The following is a 25520-nucleotide window of genomic DNA, read 5'->3' as shown; positions in this document are numbered from 1 at the left end:
AAGTCTCCCACGGGCTGTCCAGGTGTTTTCCGCACCTGATCGCACCCACTCCCGAAACGAGTCCGGCGGGCCCCGTGTGGGACCCGCCGGCTCGAACTACTCGCGAACTACTTGCGGCCCGGTCGGCGGGCGCCCTTGGCGATGCCGAGCCCCTTCACCGGCGGCTCGTCGCCGACGACGCGATCGTCACCGCTGCCGCTCGAACCGTTGCCGGACGGCTCTGCCGGTGCCTGCGGCTCCGGCTCGGCGGGCGCCTCGGCTGCGGGTGCCTCGGCCGCCGGAGCTGCCGGGGCGGCCGCCTTCTTGGCGCCGGGACGGCGTGCGCCCTTGGCGATCGCCAGGCCCTTGACCTCCGGTTCCGGCGTCGCGGCGGTGTCGAGCCCGCGATCGGAATCGGCGGTATCGGCTGCCTCGGTGCCCGTGGTCGCCTTGTCCGGGTCGACGTTCGGCGGCTGCACGACGGTGCCCTCTGCCGGCTTGGCGGCCGGGGCCTTCTTCGCACCCGGGCGGCGTGCGCCCGACGCGATGCCGAGGCCCTTGACCTCGGGTTCGGGCTTGGCCGCGGTCTCTGCCAATGCCGTCTCTGCGGGTGTCTCCGCCGGTGCGGCGGCCGTCTTCTTCGCGCCGGGACGCTTGGCGCCGCCGGCGATGCCCAGACCCTTGACCTCCGGCTCGGCCTTGGCCGGCTCGGCGGCCGCGGTGCTCGCGCTGGAATCCGAGGGGGCCGGGGCGGCCTTCTTCGCACCCGGACGCTTCGCGCCACCGGCGATACCGAGCCCCTTGGCGGGAGCGGCTTCCGGCTTGTCCTCGGCCGGAGCGGCGGCGGTCTTCTTGGCGCCGGGGCGCTTGGCGCCACCGGCCACACCGAGTCCGGTGACGGGCTTGGTCTCCGTCGGGGCGGTGCTCGCCTTGGCCTCGGCGGGTGCGGCCTCCGCGGCGGGGGCGGCCTCGGGCTCCTCGACCTTGGCCGGCGCCTCGGCGGCCTTGCGTGCCGCGCGCTCCTCGGATTCCTTTGCCGCCGTGCCCTTCTCGGGAAGGGTGAAGGAGCTCTTGTCCAGCGAGCCGAGCAGCAGCTGCGCGACGTCGAGCACCTCGACCTTTTCGATGTCGCGGGTCGCGGACACGTCGTCGACGCCGTCGGTCATCATCACGCGGCAGAACGGGCAGCCGGTCGCGATCGCCGATGCGCCGGTGTCGATGGCCTCCTCGGTGCGCTCGGTGTTGACGCGCTTGCCGATGTGCTCTTCCATCCACATCCGCGCACCGCCGGCGCCGCAGCACAGGCCGCGGTCGGCGTGCCGGGGCATCTCGGTCAGCTTCGCGCCCGACGCCCCGATCAGCTCACGCGGCGCCGAGTACTCCTTGTTGTGCCGACCCAGGTAGCAGGGGTCGTGGTAGGTGATGTCCTGGCCGTGCGGGCTGCCGTCGGCGGACTTCACCGGCACCAGCTTCTTGTCGCGGACCAGGCGGTTCAGCAGCTGGGTGTGGTGCAGCACCGTGTAGTTGCCGCCGACCTGCGGGTATTCGCGGCCGAGCGTGTTGAAGCAGTGCGGGCAGGTGACGACGACCTTGCGGTCGACGCGCTCGACGCCGTCGAACAGGTCGTTGAGGGTCTCCACGTTCTGCGCGGCCAGCTGCTGGAACAGGAACTCGTTGCCGGAGCGGCGGGCGGAGTCGCCGTTGCAGGTCTCACCCTCGCCGAGCACCAGGTACTTGACGCCGGCGGCGGAGAGCAGTTCGGCGACGGCCTTGGTGGTCTTCTTGGCGCGGTCCTCGTAGGCGCCGGCACAGCCGACCCAGAACAGGTACTCGAAGCCCTCGAACGAGTCGACGTCCTTGCCGTACACCGGCACGTCGAAGTCGACCTCGTCGATCCAGTTGGTGCGCTCCTTGGAGTTCTGGCCCCACGGGTTGCCCTTGTTCTCCAGGTTCTTGAACAGCACACCGAGCTCACCGGGGAACTCGGACTCCATCATCACCTGGTAGCGGCGCATGTCGACGATGTGGTCGATGTGCTCGATGTCCACCGGGCACTGCTCGACGCACGCGCCACAGGTCGTGCAGGACCACAGCACGTCGGGGTCGATGACGCCGCCCTCTTCGAGGGTGCCGACCAGCGGGCGGGTCGCCTGCAGCGGCGAGTCGGCCGGGATGCGCTCGAAACCGGACTCGGGAACGTGCTCGTGCGAGTGCTTCTCGCTGCGCTTCTCACCGCGCAGCTCTTCGCCGAGGCCGCCTTCGGGGGTGTTCTCCAGCGGAGATTCCTTGCCGTCGAGGAAGTACGGCGCCTTCGCGAACATGTGGTCGCGCAGGTTCATGATCACGAGCTTCGGGGACAGTGGCTTGCCGGTGTTCCACGCGGGGCACTGCGACTGGCAGCGGCCGCACTCGGTGCAGGTGGTGAAGTCGAGGTAGCCCTTCCAGGTGAAGTCCTCGATCTTGCCTCGGCCCAGGACGGCGTCCTCGGCGGGATCCTCGAAGTCGACGAGCTCACCCTTGGACTCCACCGGCAGCAGCGGCCCCAGCGCGTTGGGCATCCGCTTGAACGTGACGTTGATCGGGGCCAGGCCGATGTGCAGGTGCTTGGAGTGCAGCACGATCAGCAGGAACACCAGCATGACCGCGATGTGGCCGAGCAGCGCCAGCGTCTCGATCCACTCGTTGGCGGTGTGGCCGAGCGGAGACAGGATCCAGCCCATGAACTGCGAGAAGAACGCGCCGTTGCCGTAGGGCAGCGCACCGGTGTTGGCTCCGGCGCCGCGGACCAGCGCGTAGGTCCAGATGACGTTGAAGATCATGAACAGGATCAGCCAGGCGCCGCCGGTGTGCGATCCGTAGAACCGGGAGTCGCGGCCGTGCTTCTTGGGCTCGCGGACGATGCGGATGATCGCGAAGGTGATCACGCCGAGCAGCACCGCGACGGCGAAGAAGTCCTGCAGGAAGCCCAGCGTGTCCCAACGGCCGACCAGCGGGATGTGGAAGTCGTGGTCGACGAGCTGGCCGAACGCCTCGATGTAGACCGTGGCGAGGACGAAGAAGCCCCACATGGTGAAGAAGTGCGCGATACCGGGGATCGACCAGCGCAGCAGCCGGGTTTGCCCGAAGACCTCTTCGAACTGCGTGGTGATGCGCTTCTGGAGGTGGTCCTTGCGGTTGTTGCCCTCGCTCAGCGGTTGCCCGGAGCGGATCAGCTTGGTCAGCCAGACGACGCGTTTGGCCGCGAACACCCCGACGACGGCGAGCATCAGGACCCCGGCGATGATCCTGATCAACATCTGCGTTTCCACGCGGGCCTCCGGTTTTTCTTGTTACCCGTGGGTAACTTAGAGTCGGTTACTGGTGAGTAACTTAAGCTCGATGCCTGCTCATAGTTACATCCACCTGATAACCAGCGCTACGAAGGCTGGCCTAACTAACCGGTTGGGTGTGCTATCGGGTGGCTGTGGAGTCTGGGGAATCCATGGCGGCGCGCAGCATGGACAGCATCTCGGAACGTGATTCCGCACCGAGCCGGCGCCGGATCCGCGCCACATGGTGCTCGACGGTCTTTGCCGAGATGAACAGCGCAGCGCCGATCTCGCGGTAGGGCATGCCCTGGAGCAGCAGCTCGGCGACTTCGCGCTCGCGGTCGGACAGTTGGGCCGACGCCTGCCGCGGGACGGGCCCACGCGCCGCGGCGGTGGGCGGCGCGGGTTCGGGCCCGGCGGGGACGTCGGCCGGCGCGGTCGCCTGTTTCAGGTCGCGGGCCAGCTGCAGCATGGCCTGGGATACGCGGGGCTGTGAGGTCTGCAACGCCGCCTGCCCGGCCAGCCGGGTCGCATCCCAGGTGTGGCCGAACCCGGCCAGCCCGCGCGCGGCCACCGCGACCTCGGCGGCGTCGACCTGTCCCGCCAGCACCCGCAGCCAGGTGCGGCCCGCGGTGGCCAGCGCCTTGGCGAACGGACTGTGCGCAGCCGCGGAGGTCAGCGCCTGTCCGTGCGGTGCGACCGCGTCGGGCGCGTTGGCGAGGATGCCCGCGTGCACCCCGGCCCAGTGCAGCGGCAGCGACCACAGCAGCGGATCGCCCAGCGTGGCCAGCAGCCCGAACACCTCGTCCACCGCGTGGCGCACCTGGTCGACCTGGCGCATCCGGGCCGCCGCGATCCACAGCTCGCCGAGCGGCAGCACGGCGAACACCTCGGCCGAACTCTCGGCCAGTACGTCCATCGCTGCATGCCAGTGCTTCTGCATCGCCCCGCTGTCACCGTTGCGCCGCGCGATGCCGGTGTGCAGCGCGGCGGCCCACAACGCGTCGCGCCGGTGCAATGCGGAGTAGCCGTCGGCGGGGACGGCCGTCGCCGCGGCGGCCAACTGTCCGTCCTGCAGGTGCGCCCAGCCCTGGAGCAGCCGGTGCCGGTGGGTGACGAAGATCGCATCCGCGCGGTCGGGCCGGGCGTCGGCGTGCACGGCGCGCCCGATCACGCTGCGCGCCCGCACGGGATCCCCGCCGTGCAGCGCGGCGAGGGTCACCAGCGCGGCGGGGGTGTCGGGCAGCACGCCCCGCTGCCCGGTGTCGACGCTGATGGCCTGACCCAGCCTGGCCACCGCCGCGTGGTACGGATCCGCCAGCGTCATCACCAGGCCCTCGGCGATGCTGCGCGCCGACCTCGCGGCCGACGTCGGCGGGCCTGCCGACTCGGCGTCCGCGGCGGCGCGGAGCGCTGCGGCGTCGCCGACACCCAGCGCGACGATCGACGCGGCGGCCGACACCGTCGCGTCCGACGTCGGGCCCAGCCAGCGGAACAGGTCCGCGCCCTGCGCGGTGGCGCCGTCGTGGGCGGCGATGCTCGCCGCGATCCGCACCGCGGCCGCGCGTTCGGCCGGCTCCGGCGAGGTGAGCAGTTCGTCGGCGACGCGCCCGGCGGTCGCGCAGTCCCCGGTCAGCGCCAGCGCGTCGGCGAGCCCGGCGTTCGACGCGGTGGCGCCCGCCCCGGCGGCGGCGCGGTAGAGCCGGGCCGCGTGAGCGGGCCGGTCGTGGCTGCGGGCCGCCAGTTCGGTCAGCGCCGCGGCCAGCCGGTCGTCGCGCAGGCCGTGTTCGGCGATCCGCAGCGCGAGGTCGGCGGTCAGCGTGCCCAGCTCCAGCTGTGAGCCCAGCAGCGCCACCTCGATGTCGTGATGTCGTGCGGCGCCGACGATCTGAGCGATCCCGTCGTGGACCGAGCGCAGGAACACCGGTGGATGCACGGGGTCGACCAGCGCGCAGGCACGCGCCCGGTCGACGGTCGCCAGCGCGGCATCGGGGGCCAGCCTCAGCGCAGCGGCGACGTCGTCGGGCCCCAGTCCGGTGCCCAGCGACACGACGAGCAGGGTGTCGAGCAGTCCGTCGTCGAGGCGGGCCAGCCGCTCGGCAAGCTTGACCGCGGCGGCCTGACGCACCGCGGGTGCGCCGCCGTCGACCGCGTCGAGCGCGGCGGTGAGCAGGAACGGGAGCCCGCCCGTCGCGGCGACGAGCAGCCGGGTCAGGTCGCTGCCGGGCGGGCCGCCGAGGCGCGCGGCCGCGGCCTCGGCGACATCGTTCGGGGGCAGGGGGCCGAGGGTGACCGGAGGGTGCTCGCGTTCCAGCTCGGTCATCAACGTCCGCAGCGGAAGGTGGTGCGCCAGAGGCTGTGTCGCGACGACCACGGTGGCGGCGGGGTCGGCCACCAACTCGGTTAGACGGCCCAGGCTCGCGGCGTCGAGGAGATCGGCATCGTCGACGACGACGGCAGCGTCCCCGCCGGTCGCGCCGGGCCGGGCCAGCACCTGACGGCCCGCACTGCGCAAGGCGGTGCGCACGGCGGTCAGCACCGTCGACTTGCCGGTGCCGATACCGCCGGTCACCAGCAGCTTGGTCGCCGCCCGCGGATCGGCGTCGACGGCCGCGATCGCGTCACGGGCGGCCGGCAGCACAGGTCAGGCGCCGCCGTCGTCAGGGATCACCGTCGTCACGATCGGTTCCGGATCCACCGTCGGCGGCGGTTCGACGGTGGTCGGCGGCGGCTCCACCGTGGTCGGTGGCGGCGTGGTCGTCGGCGGTGCCGTGGTGGTGGTGCGCGTCGTCGTCGTGGTCGTCGGCGGCGTGGTCGTCGTCGTGGTGGTGGTCGTGGTGGTGGTCGTCGTCGTGGTGGTCGACGACGTCGGCGAGGTGGTGGTGGTCGTGGTGGTCGACTCCGGTGGCGGGGGCGGCGGCTGGCTGACCGTGGTGGTCGCGATGCCGTCCGAACCCACGGTCACCGTGGTCACCGGAGGCGGCAACTCGGCCGGCGCCGCCTCCGAAGGCGGTGTCGTGCTTGCGGTTTCGGTGACGGTGGTGGAATCGCCGCTCGACGAGGTCAGCGTCACCGCGAGACCGCCGACGGCGAGCAGCGCCGCGGCGGCGGCCAGCCCGAACAGAATCGGGGGCCGTTTGTACCAGGGCAGCGGCGGCAGCTCGTCGGTATATCCGTCGGCGTATCCGTCGGCCCCGAAGCTCACCGGGGGCCGCGCGCCGGTCACGCCCGCGTCGCCGTAGCCGGCGGGTGCGGTGTAGTCGGCGCCGGTGTACGGCGTCGGGTCGACGGCTTCGTCGTCCTCCGACCACGCCAGCGCCCCACCGGCCACCGGCGGCGCGGCCGGGCCCAGTGCGGTCGGAGCGTCGGCGGCCGGACCCATCGCGGTCGGGACGTCGGCCGCGGCGGCCATGCCCGTCGGAGCCATACCGGTCGGGGCGTCGCCGTCGGAGCTCTGGGCGGCGAGCACCGCGGCGCCGGCGGCGATGTTCAGCAGCGCCTGCGGCGTGGTGACCACGGGCGCGCGCAACCGTTCGGACAGCCGCTGCGTCACCAGCGGGATCGCGGCCCCGCCGCCGACCGTCGCGACGGCCGAAAGGCGTTCCAGCGCAACGCTGTTGCGCTGCAGCGTGTCCTCGATGACGGCCAGCAGCCCGTCGAGCGGTCCGCTGATCAGCTGCTCCAGTTCCGGGCGGGTGATCCGCACGTCGGACCGGAACCCGGGCAGGTCGACCGGGACGGCGGTGGCGGTCTCGGCGGAGAGTCGCTCCTTGGCGGCCCGGCACTCGTCGCGCAGCCGGGACAGCGGTCCCACCGCCGCGGTGCCCGCGGTGTCGGCGTCGTTCGCGCCGGTGTCGGCCACCCCGGCGAGCACGTGGTCCAGCAGCGCCCCGTCGATGCCGTCACCCGAGAACTCCGGATAGCGCACGGTCTGACCGACGACGGCCAGATCGGCGCCCGCATCGGCGAGCGTGACGCTGGTTCCTCCGCCGCCCAGGTCGACGAGTGCGACCACACCGCTGCCCGGCAGACCCGGGGTGGTGCGCAGGGACGCCAGTGCCGCCGTGGAATCGGGGACCAGTGTCGGTGGCACGCCGTCGGGGGCCAGGCCCGCGACGGTGCGCAGCGCGCCGCGCAACGCCCCCACGGTCCCGGGACCCCAGTGCGCCGGCACCGCGATCGCGACCGGCGAACCGCCGCCGGCCAGGCGCCCCATCGCGTCGAGAGCGGCGGCCAGCACCTGTTCACCGCGATGGGCGCTGCCGTCCTCGGCGACCAGCGGCACCGGATCGCCGACGCGCTCGACGAAACCGGACAGCACGACACCTGCCGCGCCGCCGGTCTCGGCCGGCGAGCCGACCTCGGGCGCGCGGCCGGGGATGAGGGTGAGGATGGATCGGCGGGTGACGGGCGCACGGCCCACACGGGCCGCGACAAGGTTCGTCGTACCGATCGACAACCCGAGCGGTTCGGTCATGGCGGCGTCTCTCCTGTCTGGACCGCCGCCCACCTTAGCGGCTCACCGCGCGCGAGCGGTGGACGTTCCCCTAGTGTGGCGATTCCCCTAATGGGCGATCCCCTAATGCTCTGTCCGGCCGTGCGGGTCGGGCACCGATCCGTGGGGCTCCCGCGCCGCATACGCTCGGGAACACAACGATCCTGCGGAAGGGAATCTCGTGGCGAACTCGCTGCTCGACTTCGTGATGACGCTGGTGCGCGACCCGGAGGCGGCCGCACGGTACGCCGCGGACCCCGCCCGCGCCCTCGCCGAGGCCGATCTGACCGACGTGACCAGTGCCGACGTGCAGAATCTGATCCCGGTCGTCGCGGAGTCGCTGTCGACGACCGTGTCGTCGCCCGGCCTCGACCCGTTCGCCGCCGAACCGGTGGACAACGTCTGGGCGAGTGGGGCCGCCACGGCGGCGTTCGACGCGTTCGACGATCTGGTCCCGACGTCCGTCGGCGCAGGTCCTGACTCCGACCTACCCGTGATCGTCGACGAGATCGACACCGGACTCGAGGTCACGGCCGCAGACGATCTCGTCGAACCGGTCGCCTCCCTGCAGCTCGACGACCCCGTGTTCGACGCCTCCCCGCCGGCCGATCCTGTCGTCGTCGACGACTGGACCGGACCCGACTCCGGCCAGGACGGCCTCGACCCGGCATCGGGATTCGACCTGTTCGACTGAACTCGGACTTATTCGAACCACGGCCCCCTACGCCCGAAACCCGCGCGGACCACCTGATCCGCGCGGGTTTTTTCGTGTCTGAAACCGGGGTGGAGAGCCGCCCCCAGGCTCACCCCCTATACCCCTAATGAACTGATCCCCGAATCCCTAGCGAGCCCGGATGGGGATTGGGATCCAACCCCGTTCCCGAGCCCCCGGACCGTCCATAAATTGGTTTCCAGACGCCGGGAGGAACCGGCAGCAGCTCCGAGAAAGGGACTCCAATGCTCACTCTCATCGACTTCATCCTCGACCTGTTCCGCAGCCCCGCCGCGGCCCGCGCGTTCGTCGTCGACCCCGACGGTGCGCTGCGCGACGCGGGTCTGCCCAACGTCACCGCCGCGCAGCTCGCCTCGGTCGCCGCGACCGCCGCACCCGCCGGCTACGCCCTCGGCGGCGGCGACCCGATCGTGGGCCTGCAGCGTGCGGTGGCCGACCACCACCAGCTGGCCTCGAACTTCGCGTCGCCGTTCTCGCCGCAGACCTCGTACGCGCCGACGTTCGCGCCGGAGACCACCACCGACCTGCTCAGCGGCAACAACGTGCCGGTGGCCAGCCCGGTCCAGGACGCCGGCGCCAACGCCCAGAACGGCGCGTTCAACCTCGGCTTCGGTGACATCACGTTCGGCGACAAGACCTCCAACACCGCCACCAACGGCGGTGTGGTGGTCGACGGCGACAACGACGGTGACATCGTCAGCGGCGACGGCGCCGTGCTCGGTGACGGCAACACCACCAGCAACGGCGACATCCTCGCCGGGTCCGGTTCGAACGTCGTCGTCGGCAAGGACAACGAGGTCGAGGACAACTCCAAGACCGCCGGCGGCGACCTGATCACCGACAACGACGCCCCCGTGCTCAACGACGTCGACACCAGCGGCGGCAACGGCGGCGGCGCCGACGGCGGCGGGAGCCTGATCGGGATCGGCAGCGGCAACGCGGCAGGCGGGGCCGGCGGCAACGGCGGTGCGATCGTCATCACCGACACGAACGTGAACTCCGGCACCCAGATCGACGGCGACTTCGGCAGCGACAACACCGAGGACAATTCGGTCAGCACGGCGATCGAGACCGACATCGCGACGTCCACGGAGAGCACCGTCACCGACAACTCGTCGGTGTTCGAGTCCAACATCGGCTCGGGCAACGAGACCAGCACCGACCTGTTCTCCGGCAACGTCACCGGTATCGAGACCACCGATGTGGCCTCGCACAACGACACCGCCCTGGTCGACGCGTTCTGATCCACCCACGAACCAGGCTGCTGGCGGGGACCATCCGATGGTCCCCGCCAGTTCGCTGCGCCTACCTTGAACTGACACCGCGGGAGTTAGGGAGCCATGACGCCACCGAATGACCCCAACAAGGTCGTCCTCGAGCTGATCGACCACACCAGCAAGATCGCCGACGCGCAGGGTCGCGCCGACCTGGTGGCCCGGCTCGGGCGCGCGCAGCGCCGCGTCAACGACCCGCAGATCCGCGTCGTGATCGCCGGGCAGCTCAAACAGGGCAAAAGCCTGCTGCTGAACTCCTTGTTGAACATACCCGTGGCTCGCGTCGGTGACGACGAGTCCACCGTGCTGGCCACCGTCGTCTCCTACGGCGAGCAGGCGTCCGCGCGGCTCGTGGTGGCCCGCGGCGACGGACGCGAACCGGAGCTCATCGAGATACCGACCGCCGATCTGCGCAACGATCTGCGCCGCGCCCCGCAGGCCGGCGGGCGCGAGGTGCTCCGCGTCGAGGTCACCGCGCCCAGCCCGCTGCTCAAGAGCGGGCTGGCGTTCATCGACACCCCGGGTGTCGGCGGGCACGGCCAACCGCACCTGTCGGCGACGCTGGGCCTGCTGCCCGACGCCGACGCGATGCTGATGATCAGCGACACCAGCCAGGAGTTCACCGAACCCGAGATGACGTTCATCCGACAGGCTTTGGAGATCTGCCCGGTCGCTGTCATCGCCGCCACCAAGACCGACCTGTACCCCCACTGGCGCGAGGTCGTCGACGCCAACGCCGCGCACCTACAGCGCGCCGGGATCACCACCGAGCTTGTTCCGGTCTCCTCGACGCTGCGCGGCCACGCCGTCGCGCTCAACGACAAGGAGCTCAACGAGGAATCGAACTTCCCGCGCATCGTGAAGTTCCTCTCCGAGGACGTGGTGACCCCGCACAACGACCGGGTGCGGCGGCAGGCCGCCGGCGAGATCCGCGCCGCGGCAGAGCATCTGATCCTCGCCGCGGAGTCGGAACGGTCCGCGCTGACCGATCCGCAGACCCGGGACCGGCTGACCGCGGACCTCCAGCGCCGCAAGCAGGAGGCCGAGGACGCGTTGCAGCAGACCGCGCTGTGGCAGCAGGTCCTCAACGACGGGATCGCCGACCTGACCTCCGACGTCGACCATGACCTGCGAGAGAGGTTCCGCAACATCACCTTTCACACCGAGCGGATGATCGACACCGGTGACCCGACGTTGCACTGGGCCGAGATCGGCGCCGAACTCGAGGATGCCGTCGCGACCGCGGTCGGCGACAACTTCGTATGGGCCTACCAGCGCGCGGAGGCGCTCGCGGCCGATGTCGCGCGCACCTTCACCGAAGCCGGGCTGGGCGCGGTACGAATGCCGGCCATCGATGCCCGCGCCATGGGCGCCGACATGGGTCAGTTCCGGTCGCTGGCCGACCTGGAGGCCAAGCCGCTGAAGATCGGCCACAAGATCGTCACCGGGATGCGCGGCTCCTACGGCGGGGTGCTGATGTTCGGCATGCTGACCTCGTTCGCCGGGCTGGGCATGTTCAACCCGCTGTCGCTCGGCGCGGGATTCGTGCTGGGCCGCAAGGCCTACAAGGAGGACATGGAGAACCGGCTGCTGCGGGTCCGCAACGACGCCAAGACCAATGTGCGCCGGTTCGTCGACGATGTCGCGTTCGCGGTCGGCAAGGAATCCCGCGACCGGCTCAAGGGGATTCAGCGTCAGCTGCGTGACCACTACCGCGAGATCGCCAACCAGGCCACCCGATCGCTGAACGAGTCGCTGCAGGCCACCGTCGCGGCGGCCAAACTCGAGGAGGCCGAGCGCAACACCAGGGTCAAGGAACTCGACCGTCAGCTGTCCATCCTGAGGCAGGTCATTCAACACACTGTGCATGCCGACGACGTGCGGTGATGCCCGCTCATTAAGCTCGGGTGATCAGTACCAGCGACCACGTGCGAGCAATCCTGGCCGGCACCATCGGTGCCTACCGGAGCGATCCCGCATACCGGCACCGCGCCGACGTCCACGCCGAGCTCGAGCGGATCGGGGCGCGGCTGAACCAGCCGATCCGGATCGCGCTGGCGGGCACACTGAAAGCCGGAAAATCCACCCTGGTCAACGCGCTCGTCGGCGACACCATCGCCCCGACCGACGCGACCGAGGCCACCCGCATCGTCACGTGGTTCCGGCACGGCCCCACCCCGAAGGTGACCGCCAACCACCGCGGCGGCCGGCGATCCAACGTGCCGATCACCCGTGACCCGGGCTCCGGCGGGCTGACCTTCGACTTCGCGCTGCTGAACCCCGACGACGTGCTCGACCTCGACGTGGAATGGCCCGCGGCCGAACTGATCGACGCGACGATCATCGACACCCCCGGCACCTCGTCGCTGTCGCGCGATGTCTCGGCGCGCACACTGCGGCTGCTGGTGCCCGACGACGGCGTGCCCCGGGTCGACGCGGTGGTGTTCCTGCTGCGCACACTCAATGCCCCGGATATCGCGCTGCTCAAGCAGATTGGCGAGCTCGTCGGGGGTTCGTCGGGCGCGCTCGGCGTGATCGGGGTGGCCTCGCGCGCCGACGAGATCGGTGCCGGGCGCATCGACGCGATGCTGTCGGCCGCCGACGTCGCGGCGCGGTTCACCTCCGAGATGGAACGCACCGGGATCTGCCAGGCCGTCGTGCCGGTGTCCGGTCTGCTCGCGCTGACCGCGCGCACCCTGCGGCAGAGCGAGTTCACCGCGCTGGAGAAGCTCGCCGGTGTCGAACCCGCCGAACTGGCCAAGGCGATGCTGTCGGTCGACCGGTTCGTCCGCGAGGACAGCACGCTGCCCGTCGACGCCGCGACGCGCGCCGCGCTGCTGGACCGGTTCGGCATGTTCGGGCTGCGGATCTCGATCGCGGTCCTGCACGCCGGCGTCGGCGACTCCGTGGCGCTCGCCGAGGAACTGCTCGAACGCAGCGGGCTGGTCGCCCTGCGGGAGGTGATCGATCAGCAGTTCGCGCAACGCTCCGACCTGCTCAAGGCGCACACCGCGCTGCTCACGCTGCGGCAGTTCGTGCAGCGCCACCCCGTGTACGCGACACCGCGCATCCTCGCCGACATCGACCCGCTGCTCGCCGACACCCACGCGTTCGAGGAGTTGCGGCTGCTCAGCCAGTTGCGGTCGCGGCCGACCACCCTCAACGACGACGAGATGGCCTCGCTGCGCCGGATCATCGGCGGTTCCGGGACCGACGTCGCCAGCAGGCTCGGGCTGCCCGCCGGGGACCACTCCGACGGCCCCCGCGCCGCGTTCGCCGCAGTTCAGCGGTGGCGCAGGCGCGCCGATCACCCGCTCAACGACCCGTTCACCGCGCGGGCCTGCCGGGCCGCGGTGCGCAGCGCCGAGGCGATCGTCGCGGAGTACGCACGCGCCCAGCGCTGACGATTAACGTTTCGTCGCCCCCGGACGAATAAGAGGTATGCGCAGTTCCCTGGGTCTCTCGCTGGGCGCAGCCACCCTGATCGCGGTCACCGACGGCCGGGCGACGGTCCGGCGGCAGGCGCTGACGCTGCCCTCCGGGCTCGCGGTGACCGGCTTCGTGGAGCGCATCGGAGACCCGGTGCCGATGGTGCTCGCCGACGGATCGATCCACCGTCCCGAGACGCTGACCGCCGCGGCGGTCGAAGAACTGACCCAAACCGTGCGGCCGCAGCGCCGACCGGATGTCGCGGCCGTCGCGGTGCCGGCCCACTGGCCCGACACCGTCGTCGCGGCGTTCCGTGCCGCCGTCCCGCACCTGACCGTCGTCTCCGACGCGGCCGCGGCGCTGACCGCGCTGCAGGCCAGCCCCGGACTGCCGGCGCACGGCGTCATCGCGCTGTGTGACTTCGGCGCCGGCGGCACCGGCATCACGCTCGCCGATGCGTCGGCCGGTCTCACTTCCATCGGTACCGTCCGCGTCGACGCGTTCTCCGGCGATGCCGTCGACCGCGCGCTGCTCCAGCACGTGCTGGCCCAGTTCGAGGCCGAGCCCGGCGGGACGGCACACGTCGCGACGCTGGCCGGTCTGCGCGAACAGTGCCGGGTGGCCAAGGAGCGGCTGTCGTCCGAGACGGCGACCTCTCTGGCCTACGGGCACACCACGGTCCGGGTGACCCGCGCCGAGCTGGACGGGCTCATCACCGCCGATCTGAACCTCGTCGCCGACGCGTTGCTGGGCATGCTGGACCGATACGGCATCACACCCGCCCAGCTCGCCGCGGTGGCCACCGTCGGTGGTGGAGCCCGCATACCGCTTGTCACGCAGCGTCTTTCGGAGGTGCTGCGACAGCCGGTGATCACCGCGCCCGGGGCCCAGGTGGCAGCCGCGGCCGGTGCCGAACTGCTGGCGCTGCGCAGCGCCGACCATGATGCGCCGACCGTGCTGGCTTCGGCTCCGCCGACTGCTGATGTGTGGGCTCCGCCGACGGCTGCCAACGCCACCGTCGCCGCTCCCGTGACCCCCCTCGCGTGGTCGGCCGAACCGGACGGCGACGAGACCGGCTACGCGACGGAGTACGCGCGTCCGGACGTGCATTTTCAGCCCGACGAGTCCGACGAACCCGATCTGGAGCCCCTCGCGTGGTACCGACGGCCGGGTGTGTTGTTCGCGGCCGCCGCCTGCTTCGCCGCCGTCGCGGCGACGGGCCTGGTGCTGACCGCGCACACCGGACCGGTCGAGGCGGACACCTCCACCATCGCGACGCCCGTCGCGACGAAACCGGCGCAGGCCCCCGCCGACACCGCACCTGCCGTGGAGCCACCACCCGCCGTCACCGAGGTCGTCGTCGCGGACGCGCCCGCACCGCGCGTGGTACCGCCCGCCGCTCCGGCGCCGCAGCAACCGGTCCTCAAACAAGCCGCGCCGCAACCAGTTCCGCGACCTGTCCCGCAGGCGCTGCCGCAACCGGTACCGCAGACGGTGCTGATACCGGTGCCGATCGCACCGCCGCCGCCACCCGCTCCGTCGACGGTGACGGTGACCCCGAAGCCAACGCCCAGCCCGACACCAACGCCCAGCCCGAGCCCGAAGCCGACGCCCACCTCGACGCCTGCGCCGTCACCGGAGCCGACGTCCAGCCCTGAGCCGTCACCGGAACCGACCTCCAGCCCTACGCCGTCACCGGAACCGACTACGTCACCGGAGCCGACCTCTAGCCCCGCGCCGTCACTGGAACCCACGCAGGAACCCGAACCGGCGCCGACGTCCACGGAAACGGCGGCACCGGCGGCACCGTCCGAACCTCAGGAGTGCGCGCCGGAGTCCGAATCCGACTGCTGATCAGGGGTTCTCGGGCGCGGGCGCAGGCGTCTCGGTAACCGTCTCGGTCTGCGTTTCGGTCTGAGTGACCGTGCTGGTGCTGGTGCTGGTGCTGGTGCTGACCGTCGTGCTCGGTGTCGTGGTCGTTGTCGTGGTGGTGGTCGTCGACGGGGTGGTCGTGGTCGTCGTCGGCTCCTCCGAGGTGGTGGTCGCCGATTCGGTCGGCGCCGCGGTCTCGGTCACGGTCGCAGGCGGCACCACCGCGGGCGCCGAGGTCGTGGTCACGGGGGTCAGGGACGAGGTCGGGGTGGTCTCGGAATCGGAGTCACCGGTGATCGCCTTGGCGAGACCGAACACGATCAGCGCGATCAGCACGGCTCCGACGGCGCCGAGGCCGACGAGTGCGGCGGGCTTGCGGTACCACGGCACCGGCTCGGTCGCGAGCGGAGGCTGGTCCCCGTACCCGTCCCCATACTCACCGCCGTAGTTGCTGAGCTGGGTCGGCTCATCCTCGGAGTAGTAGTTCTGGTCGTCAGAATCGCCGTAACGGGCCACGGAACCCGATAGTAGGCGCTGGGTCCTCAGGTTCCGGGGTACAGCGTGCGTGTCACGTTGGTCCGTGGCGCTCTGGTGGTCCGCGTCGTCGTGGTGCGCGTCCCGTCCTGGTCCTCGGTACTGCGCTGCTCGGACTCCTTGGTCCGCGGCGGCCGGGTGCTGCGCGTCGTGGTCGTTTCCGAGGTCGTGGTGTCATCCGGATTGATGTCGCTGGTCATCGGCGGGCTGGTGCTGGTGATCGTCCCGGTGGTCGACGACCCGGACTTCGTGGTCGACGCGGTCGTCTTGGCCGACGAGGACGGCGGGATGTAGTGCAGCGGCGCCGGGTCAGGGTCGCTGAAGTGCCGCGCGAAGTAGGTGATCAGCGAAATCACCAACGCGAGCGCGGCGATCCCGGCCACGCTGGCGCCGAGCAAAGTCGATGTCCGGTTGTGCCACGCGACGGGCGGCGCCTGCGCTTCGTCGTCGTCCCGTCGGTTCACGGGCACTGATAGTAGCCGTGACCTCGGGCAGCCTGCCTGCTCAGCGAAGCTGGGGCACGACCTGCTCGGCGAAGAACTCGACGTGGTCGAGATCGGACATGTCCAGAACCTGCAGGTAGATCCGCTGGACGCCGGCCTCCAGGAACGGGCCGAGCTTGTCGACGACCTCGGCCGGGGTGCCCACCGCGGGGGAGTTCGAGCGCAGTTCGTCGACCTCGCGCCCGATCGCCGCGGCGCGCCGGGCGATCTCGGCCTCGTCACGTCCGAGGCACACCACGAACGCCGCCGAGTAGGTCAGCGAGTCCTTCGCCCGGCCCGCCTTCTCCACCGCTGCCGCCACCCGTGCGTACTGCTCGGTCAGGGTGTCCAACGGGACGAACGGGATGTTGAACTCGTCGGCGAACCGCGCGGCCAGCGCCGGAGTGCGCTTCGCGCCACCGCCTCCGATGATGATCGGCGGATGCGGGCTCTGCGCCGGCTTCGGAAGGCCGGGGGACTCCACGATGCTGTAGTGGCGCCCCGAGTAGTCGAAGGTCTCGCCGGCGGGCGTGGTCCACAACCCGGTCAGGATCTCCAGCTGTTCGGTCAGGCGGTCGAACCGCTCGCCGAGCGGCGGGAACGGGATCGCGTAGGCCTTGTGCTCGGCTTCGAACCAGCCCGCGCCGAGCCCGAATTCGACCCGGCCTCCGCTCATCTCGTCGACCTGCGCGACCGAGATGGCCAGCGGCCCGGGATAGCGGAACGTCGCGGAGGTGACCATGGTGCCCAGCCGGATCGACGTCGTCTCCCGGGCCAGCGCGCCCAGCGTCACCCAGGAATCGGTCGGGCCGGGCATACCGTCCCCGGCCATCGCCACGTAGTGGTCGGATCGGAAGAACGCCGAGTAACCCGCGCTCTCGGCCGTCTTCGCGACAGCGAGCTGATCGCCGTAGGTGGCGCCCTGCTGGGGTTCGACGAAGATGCGGAAATCCACTGAGCTCACGATGACCAGCCTAGGCTCACAGACCGGCGCGGGAGCTTTTCAGCTGCTCCACGAGGTCGGCGGACCCGTCGAACGACACCCACGCCTGATCGCGGCCCGCGGCGAACATCAGCAGCTCGCCCGGGTCTCCGGTGACGGTGACCTGAGGGCCCTTACCGACGGTGGCCAGGGTGTCGCCCTGCGGGGTGCGGAACACCACCGTCGCCGGTGATTTGCGCAGGGTCATCCGCGCCATCATCGCGACCGGCCTGCGCAGTGCCGCCACCGTCTGGTCGTCGAGCGGCCGCGGCTCCCACTCGCCGCCGGCCCGGCGTACGTCCTCGTGGTGGATGAACATCTCGGCGACGTTCGCGATCGGGTCGAGCAGCTTGAACGGCGAATAGATCGGCGGTCCGTCGGCGACCTGGCCGAGCAGCACATCCCAGTCGGTGGATGCGGCGGTCTGCTGCTGAACCCGCTCGGTATAGCTGGCGAACGCCGGGATCAGGATGCCCGGGGCGGCGTCCATCCGCCGCTCGCGCACCACCAGATGCGCGGTCAGATCCCGCACGTCCCAGCCGTCGCACAACGTCGGGGCGTCGGGCGGGGTGTCGCGGAACGTTGCCACCAGCGCGGCCCGCTCTCGTTGTGCAACGGTCATCGTCGGCCTTTCGGTTCAGTCATCGGGCAGCCACCAGCCTTGCCGACCGGGCAGCTTCAATGCTAGATCGGGCCCCCACGAGCCCATTTCGTAACTGTGTGGTCGCGGGGGATGGTCCAGGACCGGCTGGCACACCTGCCACAGCCGGTCCACCTCGTCGGCACGCGCGAACAGGGTCTGATCCCCGCGCAGGACGTCGAGCAGCAACCGTTCGTAGGCGTCGAGCCCGTCGTTCTCATGGCGCTCGGCGCTCAACCGCACCTCCGAGCCGACGGGCTCCACGGTCAGGTCGGGGCCGGGCTTCTTCACATTGAGCTCCAGCACCGCCGTCGGCGTCTCGGTCAGGTCGAGTGCCAGCCGGTCGCGATGGGTCTCGTCGGCCCCGAACAACGCGCCGGCCGGTTCGCGGAACGTGATCGTCACGGTCCTTCGGTTGTCGCCCAGCGCTTTTCCGGTACGCAGATAGAACGGGACGTCCCGCCAGCGGTCGTTGTCGACGAACGCCTCCAGCGCGACGAACGTCTCGACGTCCGAGTCGTCGGCGACGCCGTCCTCGTCGCGGTAGCCGGCATACTGGCCGAACACCACCCGCTGCGGGTCCAGCGGGCGCATATCGCAGAACACCTGCGCCTTGGCGTCGCGCAGCCCCTGCGCGTCCAGGGTGGCCGGCGGCTCCATCGCGATGAACCCCAGCACCTGGCACAGGTGCGTGGTGACCATGTCGCGGAAGCAGCCGGTCGACTCGTAGAAGCCGCCCCTGCCCTCCAACGCGATGTCCTCGGGTACGTCGATCTGCACTGACTCGATATGCCTACTGTTCCAACAGGGTTCGAGTAGACCGTTGGCGAAGCGCAGCGCCAGGATGTTCTGGACGGCTTCCTTTCCCAGGAAGTGGTCGATGCGGTAGACGGACTGCTCGTCGGCGACGGCCTCGGTGGCCGACGCGAGCCGGCGCGAGCTGTCCAGATCGGTGCCGAACGGCTTCTCCACGATGATGCGCGCGTCGTCGGCGAGCCCCTCGCGGCCGAGCATCTCGATCATCGGCTGCATCGCCGTCGGCGGAACCGACAGATAGATCAGGGTCTGGGTCGGTTCGCCGAGTTCGTCGCGGGCCCGGCGTACCGCCGAGGCGAGCTCGTGGCCGTCCTCGTCGGTCGCCGACTGGAAGCTCAGGCGCTCCAGCAGGGTGTCGGCGACGGCCGGCTCGAAGTCCTTGACCGACTCGGACAGCCCGTCGCGCACCGACTCCCGGAACTCCTCAAGGCTGTCGGGTGAGGATCTGCCGGACCCGATGATGCGGTAGTCCTCGGGCAGCCGGCCTGCCGCCGCGAGCCGGTACAGGCTCGGGAACAGCATGCGGCGCGCGAGATCGCCGCGCGCGCCGAACAGCACCAGCACGACCGGGTCCGCTGCGTCGTTCATGCCTGGTCCTTTCCGAGATCGATCAGGGCGTTCTCCACCACTTCGGTCAACGCCGGGTGGATCCAGTACGGCCGGGCCGCCAGCTCGTCGGCGCGGATGCCGAAGTTCATTGCGACGACGAAGATCTGGATCAGGGTGGCGGCCTGCGGCCCGATGACGTGGGCGCCGAGGATCTCCCCGTCGGCGGTGGTCAGCACCTTGCACAGACCGCTCTCGTCGCGCATGGCCCAGCCGTAGGCGACATCGGAGTAGTGGGCCAGGCCGACTCGATAGTCGAGACCGTCGTCGCGGCAGTCCTTCTCGGTGCGTCCGATCGCCGCGATCTGCGGCTGGGTGAACACCGCCGAGGGCACCAGATCGTGGTTCACCGCGCGCAGATCGTCAGGATGCAGCAGATTGTGTTGGACCACGGTGGCTTCCCGATTGGCGACGTGTTTGAGGGGGACGGCGGTGCTGACGTCTCCGAGTGCGAACACGCCGTCGGCGGTGGTGCGGCAGTGGCGGTCGACGACGATGCGACCGTCCTGGTGGGTGTCGATGCCGCCCTTCTCGACGTCGAGGCGGTCGCTGTTGGACCGTCGTCCGGTCGCGACGAGCAGCATGTCGGCGCGCACCGTCGATCCGTCGTCCAGATGAATGCTGAGATCTCCTGCGGTTCCGGTGATGTCGGCGATCTCGCTGCCGCAGCGCAGGTCGTAGCGCGACCGGGCGAGCTCGGTGTAGACGTCGCGGACCGTGTCGTCGTGCGGGCCGCCGAGCAGCCGGTCGGACTTCTCGATCACCGTGATGCGGCTGCCCGCGGCGGAGAACACATGGGCCAGTTCGGCGGCGATGTATCCGCCGCCGAGCACGGCGAGATGGGCGGGCGCGGCGTCGAGGCGCATCACGGTGTCCGACGTCTGGTACGGCAGGCCGGATTCGACGACGACGTCGGGGACGACGGGCCGGCCGCCCGCGGCCACGACGATGCGCTCCGCGGCGACGTCGACGGTGTCCCCGTCCACCGACACCCGCAGACGCCCGGGTTCGGTGAACCGGGCGTGCCCCTTGTAGACGGTGACGAAATCGCTGTCGCGACGGCCCTGTTCGCCGGCGGCGGCGACCGCGTCGGTGCGGTCGAACACCCGGTCACGCAGGGCGGTCCAGCGCAGTCGAGGCTCTGCTCCTAGCGTGAGCGCTGGACGGCGGAAGTCGGTGTTGATGTCGAAGTCCGCCGCGCCGGCGACGAGGTCGGCGACCTGGGCGGCGTAGGACAACATCTTCGACGGGATGCAGCCGTGGTTGACGCAGGTGCCACCGAACTTGCGGTCGTCAACGATCGCGACGTCGAGGCCGGAGAACCGGTCGTCGACGACCATGTTTCCCGACCCCGCGCCGATGACGACCAGATCGTGGGTGCGCACCCGCCTGCTGTTCCCGGAAGCTGACGGATGTCAAACCCCCGGCGACGGCCTCAGAACGCCTCGACGCCCTCCACCGCGATGACCATGCCGTGTCCGGTGCGGTCGTTGGTGAAGCGGGTGCCCATCTCGTCGGCCTCGATCGTCCAGCCGACCGCGGAGTAGGTGCGGTAGTCCAGGGTCACCGCCGGAATCGCCCCGAGGTTGCCCAGCACCCACTGCAGTTCGCCGTCGGCGTTGATGCGCACCCCGTTGGCCGGCAGCCCGTCGACCTCGGGAGCGTTGCTGAACGCGGACTCGCAGCCGACCTCCTGCGCGTCGAGCTGGCAGCGGGTCTTGCCCGACTTCGTCTCGATGAAGACGTACCCGCCCTGCGGTCGCAGCACCTCGCCACCGGGCCGGGCCGGCCCACTCGGCGCCGGCGAGGCCGGGGTGGACGGTGCCGGGGAGGACGGCCTGGTCGGGCGTGGCGTCGGGAAGTCGGGTTCGGTGAACGTCGCGTCGCCGGCGCGGGTGGCGGTGCCGTCCACCACGGACTGGCATCCGGCGAGCACGGCCGCCGATGCGAGCGCTCCCGCCACGATCAGCCGCGTCCTCATCAATGGCTAGCCTACGCAGTCTGTTGCGCAAGTGACGGAAGTGACGCGGGAACAAATTCCGCAGCCGCTCTGTTGACCGGTTCGACAAGTTGAGTGAGATCGACTCAAGTTAAGCTTGACACGGCGCCGCCGGGAGGAGCAGTCTTGAGTGCGGTGCACTCAGACCACCAAAAGTCTATTCAGGAGGCAGTAACTATGGCTCGTGCGGTCGGTATCGACCTCGGGACCACCAACTCCGTCGTCGCAGTACTGGAGGGTGGCGACCCCGTCGTCGTCGCAAACTCCGAGGGTTCCCGGACCACCCCGTCGGTCGTCGCGTTCGCGCGCAACGGCGAGGTGCTGGTCGGCCAGCCCGCCAAGAACCAGGCAGTGACCAACGTCGACCGGACCATCCGTTCGGTCAAGCGTGAGATCGGCACCGACTGGCATGTGGAGATCGACGGCAAGAACTACACGCCGCAGGAGATCAGTGCGCGCGTGCTCATGAAACTGAAACGCGACGCTGAGGCCTACCTCGGTGAGGACATCACCGACGCGGTCATCACCGTGCCCGCGTACTTCAACGACGCCCAGCGTCAGGCCACCAAGGACGCCGGCCAGATCGCCGGCCTCAACGTTCTTCGTATCGTCAACGAGCCGACCGCGGCCGCGCTGGCCTACGGCCTGGACAAGGGCGAGAAGGAACAGACCATCCTGGTGTTCGACCTCGGCGGCGGCACGTTCGACGTGTCCCTGCTGGAGATCGGCGAGGGTGTGGTCGAGGTGCGTGCCACCTCCGGTGACAACCACCTCGGCGGCGACGACTGGGACGACCGGATCGTCGAATGGCTCGTCGACAAGTTCAAGGGCACGTCGGGCATCGACCTGACCAAGGACAAGATGGCGATGCAGCGGCTGCGTGAGGCCGCCGAGAAGGCCAAGATCGAACTGAGCTCCTCACAGAGCACCTCGATCAACCTGCCCTACATCACCGTCGACGCGGACAAGAACCCGCTGTTCCTCGACGAGCAGCTGACCCGTTCGGAGTTCCAGCGCATCACCCAGGATCTGCTGGACCGCACCCGCAAGCCGTTCCAGTCCGTGATCAAGGACGCCGGCATCTCGGTGTCCGACATCGACCACGTGGTGCTGGTGGGTGGTTCCACCCGCATGCCCGCGGTCACCGATCTGGTCAAGGAACTGACCGGTGGCAAGGAGCCCAACAAGGGCGTCAACCCGGACGAGGTCGTCGCCGTGGGCGCCGCGCTGCAGGCCGGTGTGCTCAAGGGTGAGGTGAAAGACGTTCTGCTGCTTGACGTCACCCCGCTGTCGCTCGGTATCGAGACCAAGGGCGGCGTGATGACCAAGCTCATCGAGCGCAACACCACGATCCCGACCAAGCGTTCGGAGACCTTCACCACCGCCGACGACAACCAGCCGTCGGTGCAGATCCAGGTCTATCAGGGCGAGCGTGAGATCGCCGCGCACAACAAGCTGCTCGGCAGCTTCGAGCTGACCGGTATCCCGCCGGCTCCGCGCGGTGTCCCCCAGATCGAGGTCACCTTCGACATCGACGCCAACGGCATCGTCCACGTGACGGCCAAGGACAAGGGCACCGGCAAGGAGAACACGATCAAGATCCAGGAAGGCTCCGGCCTGTCCAAGGAGGAGATCGACCGGATGGTCAAGGACGCCGAAGCGCACGCCGAGGAGGACCGCAAGCGTCGCGAAGAGGCCGACGTCCGCAACCAGGCCGAGTCGCTGGTCTACCAGACGGAGAAGTTCGTCGCCGAACAACGGGGCACAGCGTCCGACGGTGGCGGATCGAAGGTCCCCGAGGACACGCTCGCCAAGGTCGATTCCGCGATCGCCGACGCCAAGACCGCTCTTGCCGGCACCGACATCGGCGCCATCAAGTCGGCGATGGAGAAGCTCGGCGAGGAGAGCCAGGCCCTCGGCCAGGCGATCTACGAGGCGACCCAGGCCGAGCAGGCCGCGGGTGGCCCGGCCGGCGGGTCCGCCGGTGGGTCGAGCGCCAACGACGACGTGGTCGACGCCGAGGTGGTTGAGGACGATCAGGAGCGCAAGTGAGCGACGCGGATCGACCAGAGGAACCGATAACCGTCACCGATAAGCGGCGCATCGATCCCGACACCGGGCAGGTGCGCGAGAACCCGTCGCCGGAGCCGGCCCCCAGTGGGCCGGCCCCGGAGGGGGTCGCCGGTGAGACGGCCGAGGAGGCCGGCAAGGCCGCCGAACTGCTCGCCGACCTGCAGCGCGTCCAGGCCGATTTCGCCAACTACCGGAAACGGACGCTGCGGGATCAGCAGGTGATCGCCGACCGGGCCAAGGCCACGGTGATCACCCAGCTGTTGCCGGTGCTCGACGACCTCGAGCGGGCGCGCAGCCATGGCGACCTGGAGTCCGGCCCGTTCAAGGCCGTTGCCGACAAGATCGTGGCAACCCTTGAGGGCCTGGGCCTTTCAGGTTTCGGCGACGAGGGCGACGAGTTCGATCCGGAGCTGCATGAGGCCGTGCAGCACGAGGGCGAGGGCACCCACCCCGTCCTCGGGACCGTGATGCGGCGCGGCTACAAGGTCGGTGAGCTCGTGGTCCGGCACGCGATGGTCGGTGTCGTCGACACCGTGCCCGGCGCGTCAGGGCCCGGCAATACCGACTCTGGGGCCCAACAGCCTTCAGAATCGTAAGAATTGAACCGAACACAGATGAGAACAGGTAAGGAGGTGACGCGATATGGCCCAGCGTGAGTGGGTTGAGAAGGACTTCTACAAGGTGCTCGGCGTCGCCTCTGATGCCGACGAGAAGGAGATCAAGCGGGCCGCCCGCAAGATCCTCGCCGAGAACCACCCTGACCGGAACCCGGGCAACTCCGAAGCCGAGGAGCGCTACAAGGCCGCCTCCGAGGCCAAGGAGGTGCTCACCGACCCCGCCAAGCGCAAGGAGTACGACGAGACGCGCCGTCTGTTCGCAGGCGGCGGTTTCGGCCGCGGGCGATTCAGCGGCGGCGGTGGCGGTTTCGGTGGGTTCGGTGGAGACGGCGCCCAGGAGTTCAACCTCAACGATCTGTTCGACGCCGCCGGTCAGGCCGGCGGCGCGAACATCGGTGACCTCTTCGGCGGTCTGTTCGGCCGCGGCGCACAGCAGCCGCGCCCGACCAGGCCGCGGCGCGGCAACGATCTCGAGACCGAGACGGAGCTGAGCTTCCTGGAGGCCACCAAGGGCGTCGCGATGCCGCTTCGGCTGACCAGCCCGGCGCCGTGCACGAACTGCCATGGCAGTGGTGCACGGCCCGGGACCAGCCCGAAGGTGTGCCCGAACTGCAACGGCGCCGGTGTGATCAGCCGAAACCAGGGGGCGTTCGGGTTCTCCGAGCCGTGCACCGAATGCCGGGGCAGCGGCTCGATCATCGAGAACCCGTGTGACGAGTGCAAGGGCACCGGGGTCACCACGCGTACCCGCACCATCAACGTGCGGATCCCACCGGGTGTCGAGGACGGACAGCGTATCCGGCTCGCCGGTCAGGGTGAGGCCGGGCTGCGTGGGGCGCCGTCGGGTGACCTGTACGTGACCGTCCACGTCCGGCCCGACAAGGTGTTCGGCCGCAACGGGGACGATCTCACGGTGAGCGTGCCCGTCAGCTTCCATGAGTTGGCATTGGGGACAACGCTTTCGGTGCCGACCCTGGAGGGCAAGGTCGGGGTCCGGCTGCCGAAGGGCACCTCCGACGGCCGGATCCTTCGGGTGCGTGGCCGCGGCGTTCCGAAACGCGGTGGCGGACACGGCGATCTGCTGGTGACGGTGAAGGTGGCGGTGCCGCCGAACCTCGAAGGCGATGCCGCAGAGGCATTGGAGGCGTACGCGAAAGCCGAGCGCGCCAGTGGGTTCGACCCCCGGGCGGGATGGGCAGGGAATGTCTGATGAGCGCTTGCGTGAAGAAGCGAGGGTTCTGATGGCCGCCCGGAAGGATGAAGCGCGTACGTATCTGATCTCGGTGGCAGCCGAGCTGGCCGGCATGCATGCGCAGACCCTGCGCACCTACGACCGGCTCGGTCTGGTCACCCCGAAGCGTACTTCCGGTGGCGGACGGCGATATTCGCAGCACGATGTGGACCTGCTGCGCGAGGTGCAGCGGTTGTCCCAGGACGAGGGTGTCAACCTCGCCGGGATCAAGCGCATCATCGAGTTGACCAATCAGGTCGAGGCGCTGCAGGCGCGGGTGCGCGAACTCAGCGACGAAGTCGAGCGGTTGCACGCCCAGCGGCCCAAGAGCACCGCGCTGGTGGTGTGGCAGCCGCGCAACCAGCGCTAGACCGCTCACCGCCGAAATTGCGTTCCGGCAGGAGTCTTCTCGAAGTTCCTCTGCTGGAATGCAATTCCGGCGGTCTTGTC

At 70.1% G+C, this 25520-nt stretch carries 19 protein-coding genes; 9 read left to right on the top strand and 10 right to left on the bottom strand.

The window, feature by feature from the left end; all coding sequences use genetic code 11:
- Positions 1-107: 107 nt before the first annotated feature.
- The 3 genes from BST38_RS05870 to BST38_RS05860 form a co-directional block, all read right to left on the bottom strand.
- Entirely contained in the window at positions 108-3287 is a 3180-nt protein-coding gene (locus tag BST38_RS05870) for a 4Fe-4S dicluster domain-containing protein (protein WP_083142312.1), read from the bottom strand.
- Between the two features lie 142 nt (positions 3288-3429).
- Positions 3430-5928 carry an isoniazid response ATPase/transcriptional regulator IniR gene (gene iniR / locus BST38_RS05865; protein ID WP_083142311.1) on the bottom strand — a complete coding sequence of 833 codons (2499 nt, stop codon included), beginning with the start codon at positions 5926-5928 and terminating at the stop codon, positions 3430-3432.
- A 3-nt stretch (positions 5929-5931) separates the two neighbouring features.
- Entirely contained in the window at positions 5932-7764 is a 1833-nt protein-coding gene (locus tag BST38_RS05860; protein WP_083142310.1) for an Hsp70 family protein, read from the bottom strand.
- A gap of 199 nt (positions 7765-7963) precedes the next feature.
- Here BST38_RS05860 and BST38_RS05855 point away from each other — a divergent pair, with 199 nt between their 5' ends.
- The 5 genes from BST38_RS05855 to BST38_RS05835 all read left to right on the top strand — a co-directional run bounded on the left by BST38_RS05855 (position 7964) and on the right by BST38_RS05835 (position 15072).
- Positions 7964-8476, top strand: coding sequence for an Rv0340 family IniB-related protein (locus BST38_RS05855; RefSeq protein ID WP_083142309.1), 513 nt, complete (start codon positions 7964-7966; stop codon positions 8474-8476).
- Positions 8477-8739: 263 nt separating this feature from the next.
- Complete coding sequence (locus BST38_RS05850) at positions 8740-9759, top strand: IniB N-terminal domain-containing protein (protein ID WP_083142308.1); 1020 nt, start codon at positions 8740-8742, stop codon at positions 9757-9759.
- 96 nt (positions 9760-9855) lie between these two features.
- Positions 9856-11676 (top strand): isoniazid-induced dynamin-like GTPase IniA, encoded by a 1821-nt coding sequence (gene iniA, locus BST38_RS05845; RefSeq protein WP_083142307.1) that lies wholly within the window; start codon positions 9856-9858, stop codon positions 11674-11676.
- A 23-nt stretch (positions 11677-11699) separates the two neighbouring features.
- Positions 11700-13193 carry a dynamin family protein gene (locus tag BST38_RS05840; protein ID WP_083142445.1) on the top strand — a complete coding sequence of 498 codons (1494 nt, stop codon included), beginning with the start codon at positions 11700-11702 and terminating at the stop codon, positions 13191-13193.
- Between the two features lie 37 nt (positions 13194-13230).
- Positions 13231-15072 carry an Hsp70 family protein gene (locus BST38_RS05835; RefSeq protein WP_083142306.1) on the top strand — a complete coding sequence of 614 codons (1842 nt, stop codon included), beginning with the start codon at positions 13231-13233 and terminating at the stop codon, positions 15070-15072.
- Here the strand turns inward: BST38_RS05835 and BST38_RS05830 are convergent, their stop codons facing one another.
- Genes BST38_RS05830 through BST38_RS05800 form a run of 7 tightly spaced genes read right to left on the bottom strand, consistent with a single transcriptional unit; the run spans position 15073 to position 21131 of the window.
- Positions 15073-15606, bottom strand: coding sequence for a hypothetical protein (locus tag BST38_RS05830; protein ID WP_083142305.1), 534 nt, complete (start codon positions 15604-15606; stop codon positions 15073-15075).
- Between the two features lie 26 nt (positions 15607-15632).
- Complete coding sequence (locus tag BST38_RS05825) at positions 15633-16088, bottom strand: hypothetical protein (protein WP_237160677.1); 456 nt, start codon at positions 16086-16088, stop codon at positions 15633-15635.
- Between the two features lie 40 nt (positions 16089-16128).
- Positions 16129-17061: an LLM class F420-dependent oxidoreductase gene (locus tag BST38_RS05820; RefSeq protein WP_110781522.1), complete on the bottom strand. Its 933-nt coding sequence runs from the start codon at positions 17059-17061 to the stop codon at positions 16129-16131.
- Positions 17062-17086: 25 nt separating this feature from the next.
- Positions 17087-17710 (bottom strand): TIGR03085 family metal-binding protein, encoded by a 624-nt coding sequence (locus BST38_RS05815; RefSeq protein WP_083142302.1) that lies wholly within the window; start codon positions 17708-17710, stop codon positions 17087-17089.
- 15 nt (positions 17711-17725) lie between these two features.
- On the bottom strand, positions 17726-19132 hold the full coding sequence (gene zwf / locus BST38_RS05810; RefSeq protein ID WP_083142301.1) for a glucose-6-phosphate dehydrogenase: 1407 nt from the start codon (positions 19130-19132) through the stop codon (positions 17726-17728).
- Positions 19129-20535 (bottom strand): mycothione reductase, encoded by a 1407-nt coding sequence (locus BST38_RS05805; protein WP_083142300.1) that lies wholly within the window; start codon positions 20533-20535, stop codon positions 19129-19131. Before BST38_RS05805 ends, zwf begins: the two co-directional genes overlap by 4 nt.
- 50 nt (positions 20536-20585) lie before the next feature.
- Positions 20586-21131, bottom strand: a complete 546-nt coding sequence (locus tag BST38_RS05800) for a hypothetical protein (protein ID WP_083142299.1) — start codon at positions 21129-21131, stop codon at positions 20586-20588.
- A gap of 195 nt (positions 21132-21326) precedes the next feature.
- Between BST38_RS05800 and dnaK the strand changes: the two genes are divergently transcribed.
- From dnaK to BST38_RS05780, 4 genes are read left to right on the top strand one after another with little or no spacing between them, the layout of a single operon-like run.
- Complete coding sequence (gene dnaK, locus BST38_RS05795) at positions 21327-23201, top strand: molecular chaperone DnaK (RefSeq protein WP_083142298.1); 1875 nt, start codon at positions 21327-21329, stop codon at positions 23199-23201.
- The gene (grpE, locus tag BST38_RS05790) at positions 23198-23818 is read left to right on the top strand and encodes a nucleotide exchange factor GrpE (protein WP_083142297.1); all 621 of its coding nucleotides are present in this window, start codon (positions 23198-23200) and stop codon (positions 23816-23818) included. Before dnaK ends, grpE begins: the two co-directional genes overlap by 4 nt.
- A 46-nt stretch (positions 23819-23864) precedes the next feature.
- The gene (gene dnaJ / locus BST38_RS05785) at positions 23865-25049 is read left to right on the top strand and encodes a molecular chaperone DnaJ (protein ID WP_083142296.1); all 1185 of its coding nucleotides are present in this window, start codon (positions 23865-23867) and stop codon (positions 25047-25049) included.
- Positions 25050-25080: 31 nt separating this feature from the next.
- A complete protein-coding gene (locus BST38_RS05780; protein ID WP_083142295.1) occupies positions 25081-25440 on the top strand; it encodes a heat shock protein transcriptional repressor HspR in 360 nt (119 codons plus the stop codon).
- Positions 25441-25520: the final 80 nt, after the last annotated feature.

It is taken from the genome of Mycolicibacterium parafortuitum (genome assembly GCF_002086815.1).
Lineage (GTDB): Bacteria > Actinomycetota > Actinomycetes > Mycobacteriales > Mycobacteriaceae > Mycobacterium > Mycobacterium parafortuitum.
This window is presented reverse-complemented; position numbering and strand designations above follow the sequence as displayed.